This is a genomic window from Congregibacter brevis (assembly GCF_045689245.1).
In the GTDB taxonomy this organism is placed as follows: domain Bacteria; phylum Pseudomonadota; class Gammaproteobacteria; order Pseudomonadales; family Halieaceae; genus Congregibacter; species Congregibacter brevis.
This window is the reverse complement of sequence record NZ_CP136865.1, coordinates 3,019,847-3,045,014: the sequence shown is the minus strand read 5'-3', so window position 1 is coordinate 3,045,014 and position 25,168 is coordinate 3,019,847. Positions and strand designations below refer to the sequence as shown.

Here is a 25,168-nt window from a genome sequence, read left to right as displayed (position 1 = left end):
CTTAGCCGTTTCTCGGCGGTATCTCCGGTTAATCACCCAGTTCATTCGTGGTTTCTTCGACGCGCAGCTTTAGGCTCCCCGCCGCTAGGCGCGCGTTGAGTGTTTGCTCTGTCGCGACTTCACTACTGTTTTTGACGACTGCCCCCTGATCATCGCTGAGTATGGCGTAGCCGCGCTCAAGAATAGCGAGAGGATTGAGGCTGCGCAGAACCTGCTCTCTTCGCTCAAGAGCTTGTCGGTGCCATGCAAGCTTTTGTCCCATGGCCGTTTCGAGGGCTATAACTTGCCGTTCGATATGTTCCCTGCTCAGAGCGATGCGACGGGTGGGGGATCGGGCCAATAGACGCTCACTGCGCAGCAGCTGTTCTCTTTGCAATTGGTCCAGGCGCTGTTTGATAGCTCGCTGAAGACGATTCTCTAGCTCGTCGAGTCGCTGGGACTGCTCCCTGAGTCGGTCTCCCGGGTGCTTGAGCCTGGCTCTTTGGCTTTCGAGGGCAAGTCGTGCCCGCTCCAAGCGGTGCTGGATCGCTCTGCTCAATCGCTTACGCGATAGCTCCAGTTGCGCCAGCAGCTCTTCACGATCTTCGCTGAGCAGCTCCGCGGCTGCGCTTGGCGTAGGTGCTCTTACATCCGCTGCAAAATCAGCAATGGTGACATCGACTTCATGACCGACGCCCGATACGACGGGAAGCTCGCTGGCAACGATTGCGCGGGCCAAAGCCTCGTCGTTAAAGGCCCAGAGATCCTCCAGAGAACCACCTCCGCGGGCTAAGATCACGGCATCGAAGTCGCAGTCACCACGGTGTTTGGCGTATTCATTGGCATCATTGAGTGCTTCGACGATTTTCGCTGCAGCACCTTCGCCCTGAACAGGCACGGGCAATATGGAAACACGAATAGCCGGGTTTCGTCGCGCGAGCACATGCAATATGTCCTGCAAGGCGGCACCGGTCGGCGAAGTGATGACTGCTAGGTGGACAACAGATTGTGGTAGAGGCTTTTTCTTGCTAGCGTCAAAGAGGCCCTCATGCCGGAGCTGATCTCGCAGGGCTTCAAAGCGTGCTTGAAGTGCGCCAGCCCCCGCGGGCTCGAGAAACTCCCCTATGAGCTGGAACTCGCCACGGCCCTCGTAAAGAGATACTCGTGCTCGCAAGCGCACCTGATCTCCGTTGTTTGGGCTGAAGCGTAAGCGCTGATTGTAGTTTTTGAACATTGCGCAGCGTACTTGCGCCTTGTCGTCCTTTAGCGTGAAGTACCAGTGCCCGGAGGAGGGGCGTGCAAAGTTTGATAGCTCGCCTTCTACCCAAACGAAGCTGAAGTGGCTCTCCAGCAGGCTGCGCGCCTGCCGGTTTAGTTGGCTTGGGGAGAGGATGTCAGTCTCAGCCGCTGTGATCGCCATGTTGTGCTTCCTATAACTAATTGCGTTTGCGGGCGTCTGCGGTATTACGCCGCGGGTCCTAACGTTTTATAATAGTGAGTTTACTCGACCAAATGGCGTCTGGAGGAACCAACATGTTGCGTATCGAACAGGAAGCGCTGACTTTCGACGATGTTCTCCTACTGCCTGGGTATTCTGAGGTGGTCGCTACGGATGTCTCACTACAAACACGTCTTACCCGTGAGATTAGCCTGAATTTGCCTCTGGTGTCCGCTGCAATGGACACCGTTACCGAGGCACGGCTTGCGATCGCTATGGCGCAGGAAGGCGGCATAGGCATTATCCATAAAAGTATGAGTATCGCCGAGCAAGCTGCAGAAGTTCTGAGGGTAAAGAAGTACGAGAGCGGCGTCGTAAAGGACCCAATTACGATTCAGCAAGACGCCACACTTGCTCAGCTCATTGAGCTTACTTCGACTAACGGTATCTCTGGCGTACCGGTTCTGGCAGGGGACGATCTTGTAGGTATCGTGACTCGGCGCGATATGCGCTTTGAGACCGAGATGGACAAAACCGTCGCCTCGTTGATGACGCCGCGGGAAAAGCTGGTCACGGTGAACGAGGGCGCAGATTCAGGAGAAGTACAACGCCTGCTCCATCAGCACCGTATCGAGAAGATACTCGTCGTCGACGAGAACTTTGATCTTCGCGGCATGATCACCGTAAAGGATTTTGATAAAGCTGAAAATTACCCCCGTGCCTGCAAAGACAGCTACGGTCGCTTGAGGGTTGGCGCATCAGTGGGCACCAGTGCCGACACCGAAGAAAGAGTTGCGGCCCTTATAGAAGCAGGCGTTGATGTGTTGGTCGTTGATACTGCGCACGGTCACTCGCGTAACGTCTTGCAGCGCGTGCGCATGATTAAAGCCGACTACCCGGGTGTTCAGATTATTGGAGGCAACATTGCCACGGGCGAGGCCGCCGTAGCTCTCGCCGAGGCGGGAGCGGATGCAGTGAAAGTAGGCATTGGACCTGGGTCTATATGTACCACTCGGATCGTAACGGGCATAGGTGTTCCGCAAGTTACTGCTATTGCTGAGGCCGTGGCGGCTTTGAAGGACACCCACGACATTCCAGTGATAGCTGATGGCGGCATTCGTTTTTCTGGTGATATCGCCAAGGCCATCGCAGCTGGTGCCCATGCGGTCATGATGGGAAGCATGCTGGCGGGGACCGAAGAGGCGCCGGGTGAGGTAGAGCTATATCAGGGCCGTACCTACAAGTCCTATAGAGGCATGGGATCCCTTGGCGCAATGGCGTCGACGCAGGGCTCATCGGATCGGTACTTTCAAGATGCCAGCAAGGGCGCTGAGAAACTGGTTCCCGAGGGTATCGAGGGTAGGGTGCCTTACAAGGGTTCTGCGACTGCGATTATTCATCAGCTCATGGGAGGCGTTCGCTCGTCGATGGGGTATACCGGTAGCCCTGACATAGAGACCATGCGGAGCAGGCCTAAGTTTGTTCGGGTTACTTCCGCGGGCATGTCGGAGTCCCATGTACATGACGTGTCGATCACTAAAGAAGCGCCTAATTATCCCGTTAGCTAGTTTCGGACCAAGGGGCGCTGTTTTTGGCCGTGTCCCGTTTTGCTAATCCTTTGTAAACAGCGAATCTGCGTATGACCGATATTCACGCCAGCCGAATTCTCATTCTGGATTTTGGTTCCCAGTACACTCAGTTGATAGCGCGGCGTGTACGCGAGGTGGGTGTTTATTCCGAGATTCGAGCCTGGGATATCAGCGAAGAAGAGCTGCGCGAGTTTGCTCCCAGTGGAGTGATATTGTCCGGCGGTCCGGAGTCGGTCACTGCAGCGAGCTCTCCGCGGGCGCCGCAGTGTCTTTTTGGCGGTGAATGGCCGCTCCTAGGCATCTGCTATGGGATGCAGACCATGGCGGCGCAGTTGGGCGGTGAGGTACAAGGTTCAGAGACCAGCGAGTTTGGCTACGCTCAAATTCGTAGCGCAGGTGACAACGCGCTTTTACACGATATTCGCGATCACATGACGGATCACGGAGATGGCTTACTCGATGTTTGGATGAGCCATGGCGACAAAGTCACGGCTTTGCCTACTGACTTTCGATGCGTTGCCTCTACGGATTCTTGCCCGATCGCGGCGATGGCCCATGCAGAGCAGCCGTGGTTTGGTATTCAGTTTCATCCCGAGGTGACGCATACCCTGCAGGGCACGCGGATTCTTGAGCGCTTTGTCATAGAGATCTGTGGTTGCGAGGCCTTGTGGACGCCAGCACGTATTGTTGAGGATGCCATCGCGCGTGTTAAAGAGACGGTAGGCAATGACCATGTGCTCCTTGGCCTGTCCGGAGGCGTCGACTCTTCGGTAGTTGCCGCGCTCTTGCATCGCGCCATAGGCGATCAGCTCACCTGTGTTTTTGTCGATAACGGCCTGTTGCGTCTGCATGAAGGTGATCAGGTTATGGAGATGTTTGCCCGGAATATGGGTGTAAAGGTCATTCGAAGCGATTCGGAGAATTTGTTCCTTGAGCGCTTGGCAGGGGTCAGTGATCCCGAGCAAAAGCGCAAGATTATTGGTAACACGTTTATCGAAGTCTTTGATGAAGAGTCCTCCAAGATTGAAGGTGTTCGTTGGCTCGCCCAGGGAACCATCTATCCCGATGTTATTGAGTCGGCCGGTGCTAAAACCGGCAAGGCGCATGTCATCAAGTCTCACCATAATGTCGGTGGTTTGCCCGACGACATGGCGCTTGAACTCGTTGAGCCCCTGCGAGAGTTGTTCAAGGACGAAGTGCGCCGCATCGGTCTTGAGCTCGGCTTACCGCGTGACATGGTTTTCCGTCATCCCTTTCCTGGGCCCGGTCTAGGCGTACGGATCCTTGGCGAGGTTAAACATGATTATGCGGAGATTCTCCGTCGTGCCGATGCGATTTTTATTGCGGAGCTGCACGCCTCTGGTTGGTATGAAAAAACCAGTCAGGCTTTTGCGGTGTTTTTGCCGGTGAAGTCGGTTGGCGTTGTGGGAGACGCCCGGCGCTACGAGTATGTTATTGCGCTGCGGGCGGTGGAGACCGTGGACTTCATGACTGCGCGGTGGGCGCATTTGCCCTATGAGTTATTAGAGAAAGTCTCCAACCGCATTATCAATGAAATCACCGGGGTGTCTCGCGTCACCTATGATGTGAGCTCGAAACCGCCGGCAACTATTGAGTGGGAATAGAAGAATTACGTAAACTATTGATTTATATCTAAATTAAAGTTAAACCAAACTTTCACTTACGCAAAATTCCGCTGTCGTTAGCAGACACAAATCCAACCTGCACATAAAGTTACACACGACAGTTGCTGTTGTGGAGGACGAGTGTGCGTAAGAAGAATACGTTTAGAGCAGATGAACGCGTATTAGAAGGTACTGAAGCTTTGCTGTGCACGCGGTAAGGCTACTGGCAGATGCGTGTGTACTTGGAAAAAAAAAGTATTGGCGGCGAAGCTTACGAACTGAGATAGCGGCTGTTGCTGAAGAAAGAGCACGAGAGCTTTGGCGTCAGCTTGAACGTGATAGAGCGCTAGGTAAGAAACAGTACGGGATGACAGTTGATGAAGGCATCGATGCTTAATTGCGGCGCAGAAAAACTGAAGTAACAGAGATAGGCTTAGGTGGTATTACTGCTGAGAGGCACACGGTAACAGCTGGGCGGCTGCAAATACACGGAACGCAAGGCGTAACGTGTTGATGATGATGCTTGATTTGTACGCAGGTATGCGTGCGATTGAGATAGCAGCGCTAAGGATAGGGAATGTTGTTGATGAAAACGGTGAGTTGAACGAACAGGTTTACTTAGCGAAAGAGCAAACGAAAGGGCAGCGTGAGCGCGTCGTGTACTTCAACAAGCGGCTACGCAAGGCATTGCAAGACTACATTGCAGAACAAGGTTTAGGTGACAAGCGGCAAATACAGCTATTGCGAACCCAAAGCGGAAATGGATTTACGGCTGACACTATTAGACGCGCGATGCGTAGCTTATTTACAAACGCAGGCATCAGCAATGCCAGCTCACATAGCTGCAGGCGAACAGCGCTGACAACACTGGCAAACAAAGGCGTGAGCGTGCATGTGATACGCGAGATAGCAGGACACGCAAATCTAGCCACAGCAGTACCTGGATGTAAGCAGCGACAAGCTGGCGACGGCGGTTGAGCTGCTTTAAGATAGAGCGTCTTTGCTGGCTCTAAAGAAGCTTGTTGATGTGAAAATCTACAGTGTTTTGTGCCTTAGTTTGGCGCTTGTATGTGTGGCTGAAGTGCAGGCTTCGAACGACAGCTGCGCTAGCAGACTATACGGAAACTGGAACATTGATACAGAACGATTTGCGCTGTGGCTATCGGCAGAGAGTAGAGAAAAGGTTTTGCAGGCACGCGGTGGCGATGTGTTTATGAGGCTTACTGCGACAGAAAGAACAGTTCAGTTTGCCGAGTTCTTTGTACAAACCGGCTGGCGTGACATGGGTCCTTTTGAATATGAGGTGGTTAGCGAGCAAGACGAAGAGTGTTTGCTTCGAATTGACGCTGAAGAAAACGGCGAGGTGCAGATAGCTATTAGATTTGACGATGCAGGGTTGTGCATTGTGGGTGATGAAGCACGGCAGCTGCATGACTGTTATCTGCGAGACTAGCTTCGCCACTTGAACTTACACACTGCGCATTTCGCGGGCATGTTAGGTACTTTTTACCGCTTTTTGCTCAGTAAGCGCGTCACACATGCAACGCAAAAGTTACACAAAGAAAAAAAGTACAGTAAAAACATTAGCCTACATGGATGTGACTATGGAGTGGGAATAGCTTAAGGATAAGCTGTGGTAGTTCGGTTCAACCCCTGAGCTATCTTATGATTGTGAGAGCCGAACGTTATGAGTATCTGGACTTATCAAAGATCCTTCACTCACAAAGGTAGGTCGTGTCTGGTCGAAGCAATCGTGGGGGTCCGGGAGATGGAATCTCGCCTGTTCATCGATGGTGAGCTTAAAGACACTAAAGCGCTACTTTTTGCTGCCGGCTACAGCAACCCCGTGCATAGGGTGTCTTTCTCAGATCAAGGCAAAGACTCAGAGCTTCGTGTAGAGGTGGGCTATATCAGTTGGTTGTCGTTGGGCATTGAGGTGGCCATCGACGGCGAGCCTGTGTACGCCAGCCATCCGAACAAGAGCATCCACTTTGCCGAAAAATCACGGCTTTTGAGTGCCCTGCCTACCCAGGACTCTGAGCTCGCGCAAGCCGCTGTGGCCCGCTGGCAGCGCAACAAATATTCTGTTTACGCCGACCTTGCACTCGGAGCTTTGTTCTTTTTTGTGGGGAAGTTTACCGGCAATCTCACTCTCGCGGCGCTTATCGGTGCAGGTGCGGGATTGGCTCTTGTTGCCGCGCAACGCTTTGTCCGGGTTGATCTTTTGGGTGGATTTGCGGTGTTTGGGACGGTGATGCTTCTGGTGTCTGCATTGTTTTCACTAGCGTTTCAAAGCGACTTTATGGTTCAGATGAAAAGCACGATCCTGGGAGTGCTTACCGCGCTACTGTTCTTTGCCGATGGTGCGATTCGCGGTGGCAAGTATTTTGGGGCGAGAATGCAGCGGTACATGCCAGAGACCATTGATACCGGTCGCATGGCCGTGGGTCTTGGGGTGCTCGGCTTGTCTATGGCCGGAGCTAACTATCTGGTGGCAACGCTTTTCAGCGAAGACACGTGGCTGACATACACCACGTTTGTCGATACACCCTTGTCGATAGGCCTGGCCTATGCCGTGTATTTTTGGTCACGCAAGGGTGCCGATGCGTCGGCGGATCAGTTATGACAGGCCTTTATCCCAAGGGCCTGTAATCGCAAGTGTTCGGGTAGGGGAGTACGCATTTACAAATAACCACTTTCCGTCGGGTGAAAAACAAGCGCCCGCCAGCTCTGTTTGAATGCCCAGGCGGCCCAGCTTGTAAGCCTTTCCTTCCGGCGTAATGCCTCTCAGATGGTTGTTGACTATCAGTGTGTACTGGTCCTCGCACAAAATCAGGTGCCCATTTGGCGCGACTACCAGATTGTCCCCATAGTTAAACTGCTTCTTAGACCGGCTCTCAAAGAAGAGCTCGAGCTGGTCTGGCTCGTCGCCGCGTCCCGGAGTCAACTTGAATATCTGCCCCAGCTCTTTTGCACCGCCACTCGTCGAACAGGCATACATCTCCCCGTCGCCCATATGAATGCCTTCGCCGCGAGCGACTAGGCTCGCTCCCGCTGCGACGGCGCGATGCCTGAGGTCATCTTGGGGCGCTTCGACGTTATCTAGATCAACCCAGCTAACTTCATGCTGCTGTCCCACGATCATGTCAGCGCTTGCCCAGTTACGGGTGTCTGGCAATGCGTTAACGCGCATGGCTTGCAAACGGCCACCATTAATGAGTTTGCCGGGCGTGGCAGGTACAAACCGGTACAGCACACCGTCGTCTCTATCCTCGGTGAGATACACAATACCTGTGCTGGGATCGACGCAGGCGGCTTCATGATTGAATCGACCCATTGCCGTAAGGGGTATGGGGTCAACGAGGCCGCCTGCGTTTGCGGGCACCTCGAACACCCAACCGTGGTTTTTCACCAAGCCATCGCCGTAGCGCTGCCCCGGACCCGTGGGAGCTTCCTCGCAGCTGAGCCAACTGTTCCAAGGCGTCACACCTCCGGAACAGTTGCGGATAGTGCCCCCCAGAGACCTGTATTGACGTTGTACCGTGAGTGTTTGCGCGTCCAAAACGACATGTGTAGTGCCGCCAGGCAATATCGCACCATTGTGAGTTCCAAAGCCGAGTGCAATGTTTCCCCCGGCTTCGTCAGAAGGCAATAGTTCGTGGTTGCGTACGAGTATGAGTTCGTCCTGTCCGAGACTGAAGCACCCCATGCCGTCGGCTTTATCCGGCACCGTACCTCCATCCGTCATGGGGTCACCTAGGCTTGAGAGGGTGCGGTAACTGAAACCCGGTGGCAGATCTAACAGGCCTTTTGGGTCTTTCTCCAAAGGGCCGTAACCCACAGCATCGGCTTCCTCATCCACCCAATCATCATTTGCCATGCAGCCGCTCACAGCGAGGGCGGTGAACGCGCTGCCCGTTGCCAATAAGCTGCTTGTAGCCAATAAAAAGCCCCGTCGCTTCACGTGTATGTCCTTGTATCGTTTGTCACTGTGGCTCTTGGTTCCCGTGATAAGTTAAAAACGCGACGACTTTAACTCCACAGCGGAGCGGGCCCAGCTGGCAGCCAAGTCTAAATCGACCTTCGGATCAATCTTGTCTTGCGCGGAGAGCGCTTGCTGCAAGCCAAACAGCGACCAACCGTTGTGCGGGTGGTTGGCAAGTTCCGTCCGATAGGCCAGCTCTGCCTCGGTATAGGCGCCAGATTCTAATAAAGCGGCCCCTAACCAATGTCGTGCGGCAAAGGGGAGGGGTTCTGGCTCGTCGTAGCCCAGGGAGTCCTCGAGGCTAACGGCCGTTTGGAAAGCCTCTAGCGCGCCAGCGCTGTCGCCTTCGCTGATAAGTATCTCACCCGCCAAAAGGTTGCCGAGCACGCCCAAGAGGGTGCTAGCGTCGTGGAATCGAAAACGATCGCTGGTGTTCTCTGCGTAGCTAAGAACGCTATCGCGCAGTTCTTTTGCGCGGGCTACATCCCCTCGGCGGAGATGAGCATAGCCCCGAGCGAAATCATAAAAGGCAGCATCGCGTTTCTCTGCAGGTCGTGCGTCGTGTTCCAGTATCTCGCCGTAGCGCCCAAAACGTACCCGCGTCAGCATTGCGTATAACGGGTTTCCCGTTTCTGTCTCGTAGTCATCGCCTGCTTGAACGGCTATTGTGCTCTGACCGTCAAAAGACGAGGCGAAAACCAGCATGTGCAGATTGTGCGAAGGGCCATAGGAGAAGCCCGCGTCGTTAAGCGCGGCTCTATCGGCTTGCCAGGCCCTTAGATTCGCGTCTACAGATCTGCGCCACAGACCCACTTCATTCCAGGCGTGCGAGGGCATATGTTGAATATGACTAGCGCCCGGTACTGCGCTCCCCAGAGTCTCGGCACAGGGTAGACCGAGTTCAGGCTGCGAGGTGGACTCCGTCGCGTGAATGTAAAGATGGCAGGCGCCAGGGTGCGCGTGGTCTTTAGCAATCACGCTTTTGAGTAAGCCGTGGAGTTTTTGCAGGTCGGGGTCCGTAAGATCGCGGTAGCCTCGTCGATCTTCTAGAAGAAACAGGGCGATGCTGTAGACCGTGGTGACTTCCGTATGATCTGGAAACTGGGCGTAGACCTCAGCCATAGCGCTCGCAAAGGCTTCGTCAACGCTGCGCCTGCCATCAGGGTCATACTTAGCGGGGTACCTTACGACTGCCGCATCAATCAGTGCGGCTTCAACGGCGGAGGCCCTATCTTTAAGCGCCGCCGCCTTTGTTATAGCCTCATGCGCTAACGGCGCGTTTTCTTCTGTCATGGGTTGATTGAGGAAGGATCCAAGAGCAAAGGCCTCCCCCCAAAAACAGATAGCGCAATTCGGGTCTATGCTTCGAGCTTCTGCCATAGAGCGTGCCGCTTCGCTCATGCTATACCCATAGCGCAGCTGCATGCCCTGATTAAAGTACGCTTGCGCTTCTTCACTGCCGGTACTGATGGGCCATGTATAGGGCCCAAGGGCCTCTGGAATGTACGGGATGCCTGGTTCTCTTGGCGACCCTCCGCAGGCGGAGACCAGACTGTTGACCCCCACAATGCCCACGATCAGAGCTATTGTTCGAAGTCGGGAAATAGCGACTGATAGACTTGTCATTGGGCTGTGACCTTCCGTTACTCTTGTGAGGAATCAATGCGTGTAAAGCTACCTCTGTTGAGGCCGATCAACAAGAGACATGCTCTTAGCTGCGGAGATTCAAGCTTGCTCTTGTGTTGCCAAGATTCCTCGTGATACAAAACCCTCTAATTTTTAGGCGTCTGAACTTTATTTCGTGTCATCTGTAGCATGCACACAACGCTTCCTTACGGGTATGACGCTCGCGGTATGCCTGATGGCGGCGAGTCTGACGTCGGCTTATCACGATCACGATCAAGGGCACCCCAGCGCAGAGACCGAGATTCTCTGTTCAGTGTGCCTGCACGAACATACCCCCGGCAGTATTTCTTTAGCGTCCCTGTTTCTGGCCGCGGCGCCTGATCGGCATCTTCTTACAGGGCATCCCGCCCAAGACCTGCCGAGCAATGCCGTAGGCTTGTGCTCGCTTCCTCGCGGTCCTCCAGTACTTCTCTATTGTTCATAGCCTATCGCTGGCTAGTTTGATTGCGGTTTGACGGCCGCGTCTTTCCTACGTATTGGAGTTAGCAGTCTGGTGTCTTTTGTACCCGTAGGGGTACATCTTTAAGGACGCCTTTGCAGCTCCTTGAACAGTTCCGGGAGGAGCAAAAACACATGATTGAAGCGAGCAAAATGGTCGTGGAGCGCGGTGGTAATACCGTGCTTAACCAACTAGATCTTTCCTTGGGCCCCAAGCAAATTCTGGCATTGATTGGTGGGAACGGCGCTGGAAAGTCTACGACGATTCTTGCGCTACTCGGTCTTATTCCGCTCGCGGGTGGCGATGCGCAAGTCTTGGGTAAGAGTGTCAGGTCGGGTGCAGACTCCATTCGGGCTCAAACAGGTTATTTGCCGGAGCAGGCGGCGCTGTATGACCACCTAAGCGCTTCGGAGAACGCCGCTTACTTCCTCAGTTTGGCAGGCGTTGAAACCAGTGCGGCTAGTATAGAAGATGCCTTTGTTCGCGTGGACTTACCCAAACGCGCCTGGGATGCCCGAGCCAGTACCTTTTCAAAAGGTATGCGCCAAAAAGTAGCGATTGCGACATGTCTCCTGCGTGAAACCCCTTTGATTTTGTTTGACGAGCCTACGTCTGGTTTAGACCCCGCTGCTATTGACGACTTTCATCGACTCATCGAAAACCTGCGAGAAGGGGGAACATCAGTACTCATGGTGACCCATGATCTGTTTGGCGCTAGCGAAACGGCAGATAAAATTCTGTTGTTGAGTCAGGGGCGTCGGGTAGGAGATTTTGATAGAGGCTCCGACGGTTTTGATTCAGGGGCCATACGTGCTGCATTTTCTGCTGCAAACGAGGTGGCGTGATGAGTGCTGTGTGGTCTATTGCGAAGGCTGAAATGGCATGGCTAAGCCGCAGTCGTTTGGCCCAAATGTCGGCGGGGATCTTCCTGTTGCTTCTGGCACTGTCGGCGCTCACCTCAACAGTGTTTTTGTCTGAGCAGTTCGATCATCGTCAGACACATCAGGATGAAGCTACGGATATTTTCGAAGACCAGCCTGATCGTCATCCCCACCGTATGGTGCATTACGGTCAGTACGTCTTTCGTACGCCACCACCGCTGGCATCTATTGATCCTGGCCTTGATGCCTACGGTGGTACGTCGATCTTTTTGGAGGGACATCGTCAAAATGCGGCTATGTTCGCGGGGGCCAGTGAGGGCGCTGCGATGGTGCGATTTGGCAATCTCACGCCAGCCTTTATCTTGCAGGTGCTTGCGCCGCTTTTGCTGATACTCATCGGACATAGCGGTCTCACGAGAGAGCGCGAATCAAGCACGCTTCAGGTTCTCTTGGCTCAGGGAGTCAAGCTTCGAAGCATCGCGCTAGGTAAGTTGACAGTACAGCTGATCATCTCTGCGGTTTGTGTTTTGGTGCTGGCCGTTGCCGCATTTACTGCCGGCCCAGAAGATACGAGGGACAGTGTCTCGGCGACAGCTGTCGTACTCGTATACGCGGTGTATTTGGCGATTTGGGCGCTGGCAGTGACGTCCATTAGCACAATGCTACGCCGCAGTAGCAGTGCTTTCCTTGTACTTGCTGCGTTGTGGATGATCGTCACTATAGTTGTTCCAAGAGTGGCAGCTGATGTCGCAAGTACCGCCGCGCCTTTAGAGAGTGCTTTCGCCAGGCAGATGGCGCTTGCCACATCGCTAAGAGCGCTGGGAGACTCACATAATCCTAGTGACCCCAACTACGTGGATTTTCAGAGCAAGGTGTTAGCGGATTATGGCGTGGAAACTCTTGACGAGTTGCCGATCAATATCCGCGGCCTGATGGCGGTGGAAGGTGAGCGGCAAGGTGCGGAGGTGCTGGCGCGCTTCAGCGGCGCTGATCAGGACGCGCGAGTGCGGCAGCAGGAGATTATAGGTGTCGCCGGTTTGTTGTCCCCCGTACTTGCAATTCAGCGGGCATCGCAGGCAATTGCGGGTACTGATCTTGCGGCGTACCACAGGTTTTTGAACACTGCGGAAGAGCATCGACTCGCTTTTGTACAGGCCTTAAACATGTTGCAGGCAACCGAAGTGGATTACACCCTCGACAAGCTGAAGAGCATTGATGTTCAAGCCGAAAGGGCGACGCGCGTATCGGCTGACGCCTGGCGGAGCCTTCCAGCCTTTGTGTTTGAGCCCGCTGCCAGCTCTACCCGTATTGCCAATGCTATCCCGAGCGTTATCTTGCTTTTGCTCTGGTTCGCTGGGAGTACGGGGCTGTTTCTATGGGCGACGGGAAGGAGAAATCTATGAGCACCGCAGTTATGGACTCTCCATCGATTAGCAAAGGCTCATGGGCTGATTGGTTGCGAGAACTCGGCTTTTTGTCGCGCGACAAGACGGTCCTGGCCGCAATTGGCTTGCTGTTTTTGTTATCAGCCGTGTCGGTAGTAGTAGGTGTTCTTAGAGTCGACGCTCAAACCCAAGACATAGCGGCGATGATCAGTGCCGATGCGGCGGACAGAGCTGCGGCGCAAGCCCCGATAACGGACTACGGTGACGCGGGCTACTACAGCTTTTATGTCACTTACGACGCTCCAAAGCCCCTGGCGTTTTCTGCGATGGGCCAGCGTGATACTGCGCCCTATTTAAAACGAATCAGGCTGCTAGCGCTTGAAGGGCAGATCTATCACGGAGAAAGTCCCAATCCCTTGCTGGCGCAAATAGGATCTCTCGATATTAGTTTTATTGCGGCATACCTGCTGCCACTGATTCTGATTGTCTTGCTCTATGACTTGAAAGCCAGTGAGAACACAGCAGGACGTTTGGTGTTCTTACAGTCTATGCCGAATGTCTGGAGCAAGCTGTGGGCGCCTCGTATTGTGTGGCGTGGTGCTTTGGTTTTTATGACTATCGGCATCCCGTTTTCTGTCGGCGCGTTCATCAGTGGAGCGTCGATTGGGGAGGTGTTAAGTGGGCTCGCGGGTTTACTTTTAACGACAGTTTTCTGGACCGCTCTGGTTTCTTTGATCGCAATGCGCGCGTGGTCGGCGGCATCAATTGCTGCGGCTCTCATCGGCATCTGGTTGACCCTGAATGTACTGCTTCCAGCCTTAGTTCAAAATCTAGTTATACCCACGATAGAAGGGCCGGCTGGGGCAGACATTTCGCTGGTGCAAAGAGAGGCGGTCAACGATGCCTGGGACCTCCCTAAGTCTGCGACCCTTGATCCGTTTACCGCGCTGTTTCCAGAATACGCTATTGAAGAAAAGCTCAAACCCTTTGACTGGCGTTGGTATTTCGCTTTTCAGCATATGGGAGACGTCGCGGCCAGCGATCTGTCGTCTGCCTACCTCGAATCTATTCGGGAGCGAGATCGCATTGCCGGACTCACCGCTGTGTTATCTCCCGCGTTGGCAATACAACGATATCTTCAGCGGCTTGCCCATACAGATGTGACTGCACAGCTAGACTATGACAATGCGATACGGAACTATCATGCGCAGTTGCAAAGGTTTTTCCTGCCGCTAATTTTTGGTGATGCCGACTACGATGCCGAGGTCATTAAGGGGGCGCCAGCGTTCAACGGCGATTAGGCATCCTCGGGTAGTCGGCACGGAGACCGCTTTATGTCGGGTTCTGATCATTCTCGGGTGATAAATCTTAATGTACGAGCAGTGCTCAGTGACCTCCGCCTAAGAGTCCGACACCTATCACCATTGAGCCCAGAACTTTCATCCGCAGGCTGGCGGCTTTGACCACTCCGGTGGCGGCGATGATGTGGCCGACGAACCCGCTTTTGTTGGTCGTGTAGGCCTGAATCACACAGCCTGAGCCGTCAATCAACATCTGCTCATGCGCCTCGTATTCAAGTTCTATGAATGCCTGAATTGCCCCGCGCTCCGTGGCATTCTTTAAATCCGCTAAGTCGCCGCTGGGAACCACTTGGCCTGTGGCGACGGCTGGTTGAAGTGAAGATATTCTTCCGGGGAAAATTGCATTTTTTAGACTTAAGCTTGCGTTGCTCTCACAGGCGACCTCGACGGGCATACCGTCGTGGAGAACATTCTGCGCTACTTGGACAAATCCTGCGGCGATAGCAATATTCATCTCAGGATCTCTTTCAGGGATGATGATCATCGCCGGGCTAAAAACCAACGTCGTCGTGGGGCTACCCAAACTGAGTGCGAGTTGAGTGACCGTGCCATCAACAAAGCTGCGCACCTCCGTGTAACTCAACTGCACTTTTGCAGATTCAATGGCGGCCTCTGCCGCTCTTCTCTCCGCGGGAATACTCTCTGCCAACACAATCGTAGCTAGATCAAGCTCGGCGGAAGCTGCCCGCAAGTCCGCTTCCGCCGATGCGACTTGCGCTGTGGCCTCGACCACGGAGTTCGCCGTTCCGATGCCGCGCTTAACAAGTGTTTCTGCATCACTTAGCTCTTCTCGCAGGTTTACGAGCTGTGCTTCGATATCATCAATTCGAGCTTGTTTAACGATTAGATCGTCCTTCGCTTGCGCCTCCTTGGCGTCAACAACGCCAAGTTGTGTTTCGGCTTCACTCAAAAATGCGACTTGCGAGCTGTTCTCTATCCGAAACAATAAGTCGCCGGTCTGGACTTGGTCTCCGTTGTTAACCGCGATCTCAACGACAGGGCCGCTAGTCTGCGAAACCACAGATACTGTGCGAAAGGGGACTATCCCTGCGTAGGTCTTGGGGTGGTAGTAAAATATGGTCAAGAACAAGATGAACGCCATGACGGCCCAAAGAAACACCGCGGTCTTCATATTCCAGACGGTCATTGCTTCGCCGCGCTTACGCAGCTGGAAGTAACGAATAACTGCAGGAAAGGACGTAAAGATCAACTCAAACATTCATTCTTTCCCCGCGTTTGACGTGGGAGCGTTTCCCAAATCGACAGTGACTTGGGACCCTTTGCGGAGATGAAATCGCGACCAATCAGCCATGAGAGCGATCAGTATTGCTGCGAGGGGCAGTAAGGCATTGAAGTGACTGAGAGGGAACACTTCGTAGATCAGTGCGATGGCGAGCAGCGTGGGTATGGTTTTGGCTAAGGGCGTACCGTCAGACTGCCGTTCGGCCCATCTATCGAAAGCCGCATAGAGGAACACTAGGGCATAAAGGCCTGAAAGTAGGATGATCAGGGTGACGAAGAACAGGAAGTCGCCTTCGCCGGGAGCGACAAACCAACTGGGTAAGTCTTGGGCTTCTCTAACAAGTTCCTGCATGTTGAAAGCTTCCTAGGTCTGGTGCTCGGCAAAACTGAGGCCCGCAGATCATCGCCACTGCCAACTCCAGCGGTGTGGCAAGTTCGCCTGATACTACGTATGACAATGATCGCAGGCCAGCTATCAACACAGTTTAGAGCAAGTCGTGTCGAACTGTTAAACAAGATTGATGCGGAGCGCAGCTCCGTTGTAACTTATGCAGGTAGGCTTCACGCTACTCGAATATCACAATGCCAAAGCAGTGATCGTCCGCCGGCCTTTGGTATTGCACATCGGCGCGTTTTTTTCTATGGAAGTACTGGATGCGTCCAGTAGTGCAGTGTACGTCTGGAGTTTAGTTAATGTTAGAAGCAAAGCCTGTTGCTGGTGCGCTTGGCGCCGAGATACGCGGTGCGAACCTTTCTTCGGTGCTAACGCAAGAATTCATCAGTGAGTTACGCGAGCTGTTAAACCGATATGAAGTGCTGTTTTTTCGTGATCAGGCCGTTGCAGCAGGTGACCAGCGCGCCCTTGGTTTGGCATTCGGGCCACTGCAGTCGCACCCGGCCTATGCCACTGTCGAGGGCTTCCCCGAAGTAACGATCCTCAAAAGTACCTCCGCGATGCCTACAAAGATCGAAATGTGGCATTCGGATATGACGTTTCTCGCTCATCCACCCATGGCTACCGTGTTGCAATGTGTGACAGCGCCGCCCACGGGGGGAGACACGCTATGGGCCAGCGCGACCGCGGCTTACGAAGGTCTGTCTCAGCCGATGCAATCGCTCCTTGACGGGCTGAGCGCTGTGCATGACTTCTCTTATGGCTTTAAAGAAAGCCTCGCGGAGGAGGGGGGCAGAGAGAGGCTCGCCGCTGCAGTCGAAGCAAACCCACCGATCACTCATCCTGTTATCCGAGTGCACCCGGAGACTGGTAAGAAAGTGATTTTTGTAAACTCACTTTTCACAACTCATATTCGAGAGTTGCCCGCGAAGGAGAGCGCCAGCATTCTGTCGTTCCTGTATGAGCATATGGCGACGCCGGAATACACCGTTCGCTTTAACTGGGAGCCAGGCTGTATTGCCCTTTGGGATAATCGTAGTACTCAGCACCGGCCCATCAATGACTACTTTCCTGCGACGCGGTGTATGCACCGCGTTACTGTGGATGGTGATAAGCCTTACTAGAAAGCGTACAGCTCTGAAAGGCGCTAGCTCATCCGCCCTGAAATGCTGTAGACCATCGGCACATCCTGATCATTGTGACTCAGGTAAAAACGCCCGGGCTCTTTTTCGACTAAGCCTTCAAAGCAGTTGTAGGGACTAAATGGATGTTCGTTTACGCCTTCGATGTTTATTCCAGCCCCAATCAAGGCGTTGAGTACTCGACTCAGGGGGTGGGCCCATGTCGCTAAGCGGAGCTTTTCATCGCCTGCGTTTTCCGTGTAGGTGGCTTCTTCTTCGATGTCGGGCTCTGATTGCTCGAAGTAGCTGTATCCGGTCAACAAGTCGTGAATGGGATGAAACTCGGCCATGTAAAACTTGCCTCCGGATTTGAGGCTCGATGCTATGAGTCGAGCCCATCGGTCGAGATCAGGGAGCCAACAGATAGTGCCGTAAGAGGTGTAGGCAATATCAAAGAGATTACTGGGATCGGGTGCATAGCTGTAAAGGTCAGTGCATACGAAATCCGCGGGCACACTTGCCTCTTTGCTGAGCTGTTTCGCTTTTTCGATGGCTACGGGGGAAATGTCGACCCCCGTGCACTGCGCCCCAGCTCGCGCCCAGGACAGAGTGTCCAGTCCAAAATGGCACTGAAGGTGTAGAAGGCGCTTACCTGCGACCTCCGTGAGTTCATTGAGCTCGATTTCCCTCAGGGAAGAGTTTCCCGCCAAGAAGCCATTCACATCATAGAACGATGAATCGAAATGCAGCAAAGCCCGCTGATTCCACGATTCCTTGTTTAGCTCAAAATAGCTCATGGGTTTTTCCAACTAGGTAACGAGTACTTGTTTTTGCCGAAGGGTGGAACTCTAAGGTTCGACGCCGTAATCTTACTACCAGAATTTTTGATTATCCCTCTTAGCTAACAGCGTTTTTGTCCTTCGATTCGGCACAATTAACACAGGATTTAAATGGATTATCTTTACTACAACGCCGCGGCGGGTGCTGACGACGATGTTGAGTTTTGGTTCGAGCTGCTAAAAGGGCATGGCATAGAGCCTTCCCGCCCCGCGTTGGGCGATAGAGAGGCGGTTGCGCAGCTTGATGAGAACGACCGGTTACTGATCGTCGGCGGCGACGGAACCATCAATTATCTGGCGGAGGTTTGCGCGAAAGCGGGGTGTACCGTCGGTGTTTTGCCGGGCGGTACTGCGAATGATTTCGCCAGAGGCTTAAACATCGGCGTTGACCTGGATGCTGCCTGTGCAGTTTTGCAAGAAGGTCGTGTCAGCCGAGTTGACCTTGCTTTCGTGAATGAGCAGCCTTTTGTGAATGTAGCGCACGTGGGTATCGGTGCGGGTATCAGCGATTCTCTGGAAGAGGGGAAAAAGAGCTTCTTTGGCCGATTCAGCTACCTCGCAAAGCTTATCGAGACTATTCAGGCCCGCAAGGGGTTTTCAGCAGAAATTTACGCTGGCGAAGCAACGGAGTCCGGTCGTTGGCTGGAGATTGTGGTCGCGAACGGAAACTCATTCGGAGGTGGGCATCCGGTCCTGGGTGCTGACCCCTGTGATGGGAAGCTCGACGTCGTTGGCTTACGACCACGCTCGGTAAATGCGTTGCTATATGAATGGGTTCGGGTGCACGTGATGAAGCGAGATCCTCATCCAGACATAGTGGTACAGCTGAGTCATGACGCTGTGGAGATAAAAACCTCATCGCAGCACAGCGTTTCTGCAGATGGTGAAGATGCGGGGGCAACGCCCGCGTCCTTTCGGGTAGAGCATCAAGCGCTGTCTATTTTGGTTCCCAAACTGGACTGAGGAAGCCAGCACTAGTAGTAATTTCCGTCCTCGGATTCGGACGAAAAGGGCTCAGACTTTGGTAAGGGCTTCGCCGTCACCGGCGCCGACCATTGTAGGTTTGTGCGAAAAATATCGTTGATCAGCAACTCGATGTCGCCATAGGCGCGATTACGTCGCGCCTCCAGCAAAGCTTGGATGCGACTCATCACTTCTCCCGAAGTCCAGGTGATCTGCCCCGTCAGGAGAACAAACGCTTTCTGGGTCAAGGCCGCACCTTCGATACCCGTGTTTCTCGGTTCTAAAGTGCGGAATCGCAACAGGTCATGTTCGGCAAGCCAAAGGAATGTTTCGAAACAGGCCTGGGAGCGCCGATCAGGCAGACCAGTCATATCCCACTGTATCGGTCCAGTGGTGTCTTCTACCAACAACAGATAAGGAAGGGGAAACGCTGCGTACAGTGCGCAGAAAACTTCTGCGCAGCAATAATGAAAGTCATCTATGTGTGTGGTTTTCATTGGGTGAGTACGTACTCTGCGAGCGTTCGAAGCTCTTCTTCAGTGAGCCCAGGCATGGCCGGCATGGGAATAGATCCCCACTTGCCGGAACCGCCTTTTTTAATGGAGGTCATCACCGCAGACAGACCGTCTGTTTCGTCTCGATACTTTGTGGCGACCATTTTAAAGCTGGGTCCTACGAGTTTGCTATCGATAGCGTGACAACCGGTACACGCGTTCTGCGCCAAGAGTGTCTGTAGCTCAGATCCGTCCGCGGTGCTGTTGCGGCGTGAGCTCGATGCGTTGACGTTTGAAGCTTTCGACACGATGGCCGCAACGTCAGGATCGTCGATAGCAGCGCTACCATAGGCCACCGCTAGGTAGGCGCCTATTTGCTCGATCTCCTCAGGACTGATGGGGGCACCGTAGCTATGCTGCATTTTCGTCATCTCAGCTGTCCACTGTTTTAGCGTCATTCCCGGCGGTTGGTAGCTGATGTAGTCCACAGAGTGGCATATCGCACATTTCTGCTGAGCGAGTGAGTAACCCGGGAGCGGGGATTCTCGCAGCGCTGAGGTTTCGGCCGGGAGAGTGACCTCTTTTGCGGGAACGGAAGCGGCTGCGCTCATCACAGCTATTAAGACCAGATATTGACGAAAGACACGTCGAAGATTTGATTGCATTGAGTTCATCTTAAGACACCATCACCTCAACAGTCTCGACCACATTGCGATGATAGCCACCAGGATTCCATGTCGCTCGCTCGGGTTGTGTTTCTCCGCGTTTGCTGTTTGCTCGAACACGGACCGTTGTTGCTCCCTTAACTGGAAACTGGGTCCTTAGTCGCCACTCTCGAAAAGAGTAGGGGCCCAGATCATTCCCAAGTTTGGCTTGCTGCCACAGCTGCCCATTGTCGATAGATACCTCTACGCGATTGATACCCGAACCGCCGTCAAAAGCGATGCCCCTCAACTCGATATCTCGTTTTACCGGCATTAAGTCACCCGTGCTGATACTGGTCACAAAGCTGCGTACGGGGATTCTTGAAATAGGCCGCGTATCGGATGGTGCGTCTCCAGGTTCTACACAGTGGCAGTCGTTATCGGGGAGTCGGTAGCCTTTTGTCATGAAGTAGGCGTCCTGCCCCGTAAACATCCCATCCAGCACGGTTATCTCCGACAGGTGCTTTACCCAATAGGTTCCGAAATAGCCGGGTACGATTAGTTTGAGTGGGTAGCCGTTAAGAAATGGAATGTCTACACCATTCATAGACCATGCGAGCAAGGGCTCGGCGGACAACGCATGATCTATCTCAAGAGATTTTTGGAAGTCAGGAGTGGTATTCAATACTGGTTTATCTAAACCATTGAAAACGACATGCTGTGCTCCTTTGCGTACGCCAGCTGAATTCAGGACGGCACGCAGTGGAGCGCCAGTCCAGCGCGCGTTGCCCATAGCACCGTTACCTAATTGGGCACCGAATACCCGTGGTTCAAAATAGCCTCTGCTGTTTCCAGAGCACTGATTAACGGCAACGACCTCTTGAGCGTCTGTCATGGTCTTCAGGTCGGTGAGAGACAGGCTCAGCGGTTTGTCGACGTGGCCGCCAACTTTCAGTCGAAAGGTCTCAGGGTCTATGTTTGTCGGAAAATTCGCCAAGTGGTATCGCACAAAAAAAGCATCGTTGGGTGTAATGACACTTTCATTGAAGACTTCAAAGGGTGTTTCAAGGTGTGGGGGACGAGTATGGACTCTTATAAGTTCACGTTTTTCCGGGTATCGCACCAGAGGACGGGGGCCAGCGGATAGACTGACGCCCTCACTAGTGTTCGGCGTGCTTGCGAAGGAGCGAAGCGTGGATGCACTAAGGACTGCTGCGCTTACTCCACCAAGGAATCGACGACGGTTGAGTGGTGCTATGTATTTACCGGTAGTCTTACCATCATCTGACATAACGCGATCCTGGTTACATGAGAGGCCGAGTTAACAGTGAACTGACAGCGAGCTGATAGTCCGCACGTCCAAGTTTTTACGGCTCCTATGATAATAGGAAAGCGTTAGCGTGATACCTTTCCAACGAAATGTTTGAGATAAATAGCTTGTGAGACTTAGATTTCTTGCTCGCAAGCACGCTTTTGCTGAGCACGATTTGGCAAGATAGTTTGTATCCCCCTTAAAACGGAGTGCGAAGATGGGAATTGAAGTAAATGGTGTGATCGGTCTGTTGATTCTTATCGCCGATATCTGGGCGATAGTTAACATTATGTCCGCATCCGTGAGTGTGGGGTCCAAGGTTCTCTGGATCTTGATCGTGCTTTTGCTACCGGTAGTTGGTCTCTTAATTTGGCTGTTTGCAGGACCTCGAGCGACGTAAGTCGGCTCGCTGCGGATTCATAGATCACTCTCATTTGGAGTTTCGAGATGACTAAAGCGTCAGGCAATCGCCTACGGCGCGACATCGGTTCCTACGGTGCCGCGTTTCTCGTACTCAATGGATTGATTGGCGCCGGGATTTTTGCTTTGCCCGGGAAGGTGGCGGTTAACGCAGGTTTGTTGAGTCCATGGCTATTCCTAGCTGTGGGCGCGCTTTTTCTTAGCGTGGTGCTGGTTTTCGCAGAACTTGCCAGCTATTACGAAGAAACCGGCGGCCCGGTGCTGTATGCCAGCGACGCCTTCGGACCGCTCGCGGGTTTTGGCACTGGCTGGCTTTTGTTTCTCTCACGTACTACTGCTTTTGCAGCCAACGCCACGGTGATGGCTTCTTATCTCGGTTCGCTGTTTGACGTTCTGGCTGGGGATACGCCACGTCTGATCATTATTTCCACCGTAGTTCTCGGCCTGACCTGGGCTAATATTTTGGGAGTCCGGGACGGTGTGCGGGCTATGGGAGTGTTTACTTTTCTCAAAGCAGCGCCCCTGATAGTGCTGGTGCTCCTCGGTTTGCAAGCCGTTTCAGGGAGTACCTTATTGCCTTCTGCAGATCTTATTGTGGAGGATCTGGGCAGCACGACTTTATTGATGATCTACGCTTTTGTTGGCTTTGAAACGGTTGGAGTAACTGCGGGTGAGACATCTCAGCCACGGCGAACCTTGCCCAGAGTATTAGTAGCGACTGTTCTGACCATTGGTGTGCTGTACTTTTTTATCGTTCTGGTTTTTGTTTCGGTGATTGATTCCGCCGATTATGCCAATGCCACCCTGGTGGACGTCGGGCGAGTGTTAGCCGGCGGTGTCGGTGCCTTTGCGATCACTTTGGCGGCGGTGTTCTCTATCGGCGGCAATCTTGCAGGGTCCATGCTGGCGGCCCCGCGATTGATTTATTCTCTGGCAGAGAACCAACAACTGCCGACCTGGTTCGGTCATGTGCATCCCCGTTATGCGACGCCCGATCGATGCATCGTGATCATGGGCGCCCTTGCTCTGGGACTGGCTCTCACTGGCTCCTTTGTAAAACTGGCTATCGCCAGCTCTGTCGCTCGCTTGCTGAGTTATATGATCTGCATTGCTTCCCTGCCAGCCATACGCAGGAATGCCAGCGAGTCGGTGCGTCAGAGTGCCTACCGTCTCAAGGGTGGTTACCTTATTCCTGTACTCGGCTTTCTGATATGTATTTGGTTGTTGATGCAGTCGAAGGCTGAATCGTGGATCGCGGTTTCAATACTGCTGCTCATTGGTTTCGCTTTTTATGGTTTTGAAAAGCGTTTTGGGCTGGCTAATTGATGATTCGGCTCTACGCAGATGATGTCCTTAGATGAGTCCCGATGACCTGTTTATGGCGCGGGCGCTAGCGCTGGCAGCTCAGGCCGCAGAACACGGTGAAGTCCCCGTCGGTGCCGTCATTGTTCACAACGGCCGTGTGGTGGGCGAGGGTAGAAACTCTCAGATTGGATCTACGGATCCCACAGCGCATGCAGAGATCAATGCCCTAAGGGCCGCCGCGTCGGCATTGAAGAACTATCGGCTACCCGGCGCAACGCTGTATGTAACGTTGGAGCCATGCAGTATGTGCTGCGGGGCAATGGTTCACGCTCGGGTTCGCAAGCTCGTGTTCGCAGCCAGAGAACCGCGGGCGGGGGCCGTAGTGAGTACGAGAAACCTGCTCAACGAATCTGCGTTTAATCACCACGTTGAGTGGCAGGAAGATACGGGTCATGCGGACTCCAGTGCAACGCTACTGAAAGCATTTTTTCGCGATCGAAGGAAGTAAGTCCAAGAAGATAGCTTAAAGAGCACGTAGTTTTAGGTTTCTAAGGTTTTCAGGCACTAAATCTTCAGAGTCTCTGGGCGCTTCCGGTCGCGCTGCGCGAGCTGTCTGCCAGCGAAGAATATTGTAGTAGTGGCGGATGTTCTGCACATAACGAACCGCTTCGAGGCCCCGGGCATACCCATAACGCAAGGTCCGATAATGCTGGGGCTCTTCCAGTAACGGTAAGCTATCCATGATGTCCTTCCACAGATGGGGGTCACCTCCGCGCCTTTGAGTGAGAACGCGGGCGTCTTCAAGATGCCCCATACCGATGTTGTAGGCTGCCAGTGCGAGCCAACTTCTGTCTGGCTCCAATATGTCGTCGGGTAGGCGCTGGCGGAGCTTTTTGAAGTAACGCGCACCGCCGCGAAGACTTTCTGCAGGGTCCGTACGATCGTCCACATCCATCTCTTCTGCGGTAGCAAGAGTGAGCATCATCATGCCGCGTACTCCGGTACGAGATGTGGCGCTAGGGTCCCAGTGGGACTCCTGATAGCTGATGGCGGCCAGGAGCTCCCAAGGCATTTCTTGCTCTTGAGCGACGATTTCTATGAGCTGTTGGTAGTTGCTGAGATCTCTACGCACTCTCCCGACGAAGGTTTGCGAGTCCACCCTTGAAATGTCTTCGTCGCGATCAAAATAGCTGGCCCTAATATCCGCAATACTGCCATCGTTTTGACGCCGCTCCAGAAACTCGTCGATCAATTCGAGTAAGGGCGTTCCCTTTGCAGAATCTGACAGGTACCAGACGATCTCTTCCTCTGCACCTAGATCAAAGGCAACCTCGAGCCGCGGCACAAGGTTCTGTTGGATAAAAAAATCTCGAGAATCCACGACGGCCAGATCGCTGCGATCTTCGTTAACGCTGGCGAGAAGCGCTGCCGTGTCGCTGGCGTCGATACTGTTCCATACCAGCCATTCCATACCTTCATCGCGGAGTGTTCGCAGCAACTCCTCGTGACTGCTGCCGAGCAGCACAGACAGTGAAAGACCCTTGATATCCGCTGGTTTTCGAGGCTTTTTGCGGCCCACTTTGTAGATCACCTGGGGTGTTTGCTTCGCGTAGCTAGCCGTGGCGGCAAACTGGGAGGCGCGAGTCTCCGTTAAGGTGAGTCCTGCTCCAGCAATATCTGCCTCGCCGCGCTCCAAGGCCGCAAACATTTCCTCTAGAGAAAAGGCCTGGGTAACTTCCAGTTCCACTTCCAGCTCCTCTGCCAGGAGCGTAGCGAGATCGTACTCAAAACCGCGGGGGCCGCCCCGTCCGAGGTAATAGGTAGTCGGGCTATTTCTGGTGATCAAGCGTAATTTTCCGCGATCCTGAATAGCCTGCAATGTTTCGTTATTGCTGCCGCAGGAACTCAGTAGCAGGCTTAAGAGTAGTGCCAGTGTGGCGAGTAGGGTGGAAGGCTTGGCCATGCCCTGATTGTAACGTTCTTGAATTAGACCGAAAGACTTGCTTTTGGCTTAACGCCGCTTCCACAGAGCGGTACAATTCGCGGCTTTCTCGCTTCCTTTTTAA

The 25,168-nt window shown here is 53.5% G+C and carries 24 protein-coding genes; 14 read left to right on the top strand and 10 right to left on the bottom strand.

Going from position 1 to position 25,168, the window contains the following annotated elements:
* Positions 1-28: 28 nt before the first annotated feature.
* Entirely contained in the window at positions 29-1,399 is a 1,371-nt protein-coding gene (gene xseA / locus R0137_RS13510; protein WP_407326932.1) for an exodeoxyribonuclease VII large subunit, read from the bottom strand.
* Positions 1,400-1,512: 113 nt separating this feature from the next.
* Here xseA and guaB point away from each other — a divergent pair, with 113 nt between their 5' ends.
* The 5 genes from guaB to R0137_RS13485 all read left to right on the top strand — a co-directional run bounded on the left by guaB (position 1,513) and on the right by R0137_RS13485 (position 7,257).
* Complete coding sequence (gene guaB, locus R0137_RS13505; RefSeq protein WP_407326931.1) at positions 1,513-2,985, top strand: IMP dehydrogenase; 1,473 nt, start codon at positions 1,513-1,515, stop codon at positions 2,983-2,985.
* Between the two features lie 71 nt (positions 2,986-3,056).
* Positions 3,057-4,631 (top strand): glutamine-hydrolyzing GMP synthase, encoded by a 1,575-nt coding sequence (gene guaA, locus R0137_RS13500; RefSeq protein WP_407326930.1) that lies wholly within the window; start codon positions 3,057-3,059, stop codon positions 4,629-4,631.
* 513 nt (positions 4,632-5,144) lie between these two features.
* Positions 5,145-5,609, top strand: a complete 465-nt coding sequence (locus R0137_RS13495; protein ID WP_407326929.1) for a tyrosine-type recombinase/integrase — start codon at positions 5,145-5,147, stop codon at positions 5,607-5,609.
* Between the two features lie 94 nt (positions 5,610-5,703).
* Complete coding sequence (locus R0137_RS13490; RefSeq protein ID WP_407326928.1) at positions 5,704-6,084, top strand: hypothetical protein; 381 nt, start codon at positions 5,704-5,706, stop codon at positions 6,082-6,084.
* 315 nt (positions 6,085-6,399) lie between these two features.
* On the top strand, positions 6,400-7,257 hold the full coding sequence (locus tag R0137_RS13485; protein WP_407326927.1) for a septation protein IspZ: 858 nt from the start codon (positions 6,400-6,402) through the stop codon (positions 7,255-7,257).
* On the opposite strand, the gene R0137_RS13480 is transcribed toward R0137_RS13485, so the two are convergent.
* Both R0137_RS13480 and R0137_RS13475 read right to left on the bottom strand, forming a co-directional pair.
* Complete coding sequence (locus R0137_RS13480) at positions 7,252-8,595, bottom strand: alkaline phosphatase PhoX (protein WP_407326926.1); 1,344 nt, start codon at positions 8,593-8,595, stop codon at positions 7,252-7,254. The two genes, R0137_RS13485 and R0137_RS13480, sit on opposite strands and share 6 nt — an antisense overlap.
* Positions 8,596-8,646: 51 nt before the next feature.
* Complete coding sequence (locus R0137_RS13475) at positions 8,647-10,242, bottom strand: tetratricopeptide repeat protein (RefSeq protein WP_407326925.1); 1,596 nt, start codon at positions 10,240-10,242, stop codon at positions 8,647-8,649.
* A 175-nt stretch (positions 10,243-10,417) separates the two neighbouring features.
* Here R0137_RS13475 and R0137_RS13470 point away from each other — a divergent pair, with 175 nt between their 5' ends.
* The 4 genes from R0137_RS13470 to R0137_RS13455 all read left to right on the top strand — a co-directional run bounded on the left by R0137_RS13470 (position 10,418) and on the right by R0137_RS13455 (position 14,308).
* A complete protein-coding gene (locus tag R0137_RS13470; RefSeq protein ID WP_407326924.1) occupies positions 10,418-10,726 on the top strand; it encodes a hypothetical protein in 309 nt (102 codons plus the stop codon).
* 149 nt (positions 10,727-10,875) lie between these two features.
* Positions 10,876-11,586 carry an ABC transporter ATP-binding protein gene (locus tag R0137_RS13465; RefSeq protein ID WP_407326923.1) on the top strand — a complete coding sequence of 237 codons (711 nt, stop codon included), beginning with the start codon at positions 10,876-10,878 and terminating at the stop codon, positions 11,584-11,586.
* Positions 11,586-13,025: a DUF3526 domain-containing protein gene (locus tag R0137_RS13460; RefSeq protein ID WP_407326922.1), complete on the top strand. Its 1,440-nt coding sequence runs from the start codon at positions 11,586-11,588 to the stop codon at positions 13,023-13,025. The genes R0137_RS13465 and R0137_RS13460 overlap by 1 nt, the downstream gene beginning before the upstream one ends.
* A complete protein-coding gene (locus R0137_RS13455; RefSeq protein ID WP_407326921.1) occupies positions 13,022-14,308 on the top strand; it encodes a DUF3526 domain-containing protein in 1,287 nt (428 codons plus the stop codon). The genes R0137_RS13460 and R0137_RS13455 overlap by 4 nt, the downstream gene beginning before the upstream one ends.
* 85 nt (positions 14,309-14,393) lie before the next feature.
* Here R0137_RS13455 and R0137_RS13450 read toward each other — a convergent pair whose 3' ends face one another.
* Together R0137_RS13450 and R0137_RS13445 are read right to left on the bottom strand one after the other, a co-directional pair.
* Positions 14,394-15,587, bottom strand: a complete 1,194-nt coding sequence (locus R0137_RS13450; RefSeq protein WP_407326920.1) for an HlyD family secretion protein — start codon at positions 15,585-15,587, stop codon at positions 14,394-14,396.
* On the bottom strand, positions 15,588-15,962 hold the full coding sequence (locus R0137_RS13445) for a hypothetical protein (protein WP_407326919.1): 375 nt from the start codon (positions 15,960-15,962) through the stop codon (positions 15,588-15,590).
* Between the two features lie 341 nt (positions 15,963-16,303).
* Between R0137_RS13445 and R0137_RS13440 the strand changes: the two genes are divergently transcribed.
* Positions 16,304-17,128 carry a TauD/TfdA dioxygenase family protein gene (locus R0137_RS13440; protein ID WP_407326918.1) on the top strand — a complete coding sequence of 275 codons (825 nt, stop codon included), beginning with the start codon at positions 16,304-16,306 and terminating at the stop codon, positions 17,126-17,128.
* A 23-nt stretch (positions 17,129-17,151) separates the two neighbouring features.
* On the opposite strand, the gene R0137_RS13435 is transcribed toward R0137_RS13440, so the two are convergent.
* Positions 17,152-17,922 (bottom strand): class I SAM-dependent methyltransferase, encoded by a 771-nt coding sequence (locus R0137_RS13435; RefSeq protein WP_407326917.1) that lies wholly within the window; start codon positions 17,920-17,922, stop codon positions 17,152-17,154.
* Positions 17,923-18,075: 153 nt separating this feature from the next.
* Between R0137_RS13435 and R0137_RS13430 the strand changes: the two genes are divergently transcribed.
* Positions 18,076-18,927 carry a diacylglycerol/lipid kinase family protein gene (locus R0137_RS13430; protein ID WP_407326916.1) on the top strand — a complete coding sequence of 284 codons (852 nt, stop codon included), beginning with the start codon at positions 18,076-18,078 and terminating at the stop codon, positions 18,925-18,927.
* Positions 18,928-18,938: 11 nt separating this feature from the next.
* On the opposite strand, the gene R0137_RS13425 is transcribed toward R0137_RS13430, so the two are convergent.
* From R0137_RS13425 to R0137_RS13415, 3 genes are read right to left on the bottom strand one after another with little or no spacing between them, the layout of a single operon-like run.
* Entirely contained in the window at positions 18,939-19,424 is a 486-nt protein-coding gene (locus tag R0137_RS13425; RefSeq protein WP_407326915.1) for a hypothetical protein, read from the bottom strand.
* Positions 19,421-20,095: a c-type cytochrome gene (locus R0137_RS13420; protein ID WP_407326914.1), complete on the bottom strand. Its 675-nt coding sequence runs from the start codon at positions 20,093-20,095 to the stop codon at positions 19,421-19,423. The genes R0137_RS13425 and R0137_RS13420 overlap by 4 nt, the downstream gene beginning before the upstream one ends.
* Position 20,096: 1 nt before the next feature.
* Positions 20,097-21,356, bottom strand: a complete 1,260-nt coding sequence (locus tag R0137_RS13415) for a molybdopterin-dependent oxidoreductase (protein ID WP_407326913.1) — start codon at positions 21,354-21,356, stop codon at positions 20,097-20,099.
* Between the two features lie 238 nt (positions 21,357-21,594).
* On the opposite strand from R0137_RS13415, the gene R0137_RS13410 reads away from it, so the two are divergent.
* The 3 genes from R0137_RS13410 to tadA are packed head-to-tail and all read left to right on the top strand — an operon-like array spanning position 21,595 to position 23,610.
* Positions 21,595-21,777 carry a PLDc N-terminal domain-containing protein gene (locus R0137_RS13410; RefSeq protein ID WP_405272782.1) on the top strand — a complete coding sequence of 61 codons (183 nt, stop codon included), beginning with the start codon at positions 21,595-21,597 and terminating at the stop codon, positions 21,775-21,777.
* Positions 21,778-21,824: 47 nt separating this feature from the next.
* Positions 21,825-23,123, top strand: a complete 1,299-nt coding sequence (locus R0137_RS13405; RefSeq protein WP_407326912.1) for an APC family permease — start codon at positions 21,825-21,827, stop codon at positions 23,121-23,123.
* A 31-nt stretch (positions 23,124-23,154) separates the two neighbouring features.
* On the top strand, positions 23,155-23,610 hold the full coding sequence (gene tadA, locus R0137_RS13400; protein ID WP_407326911.1) for a tRNA adenosine(34) deaminase TadA: 456 nt from the start codon (positions 23,155-23,157) through the stop codon (positions 23,608-23,610).
* A 15-nt stretch (positions 23,611-23,625) separates the two neighbouring features.
* On the opposite strand, the gene mltF is transcribed toward tadA, so the two are convergent.
* Positions 23,626-25,065 carry a membrane-bound lytic murein transglycosylase MltF gene (mltF, locus tag R0137_RS13395; RefSeq protein WP_407326910.1) on the bottom strand — a complete coding sequence of 480 codons (1,440 nt, stop codon included), beginning with the start codon at positions 25,063-25,065 and terminating at the stop codon, positions 23,626-23,628.
* Positions 25,066-25,168 lie beyond the last annotated feature (103 nt).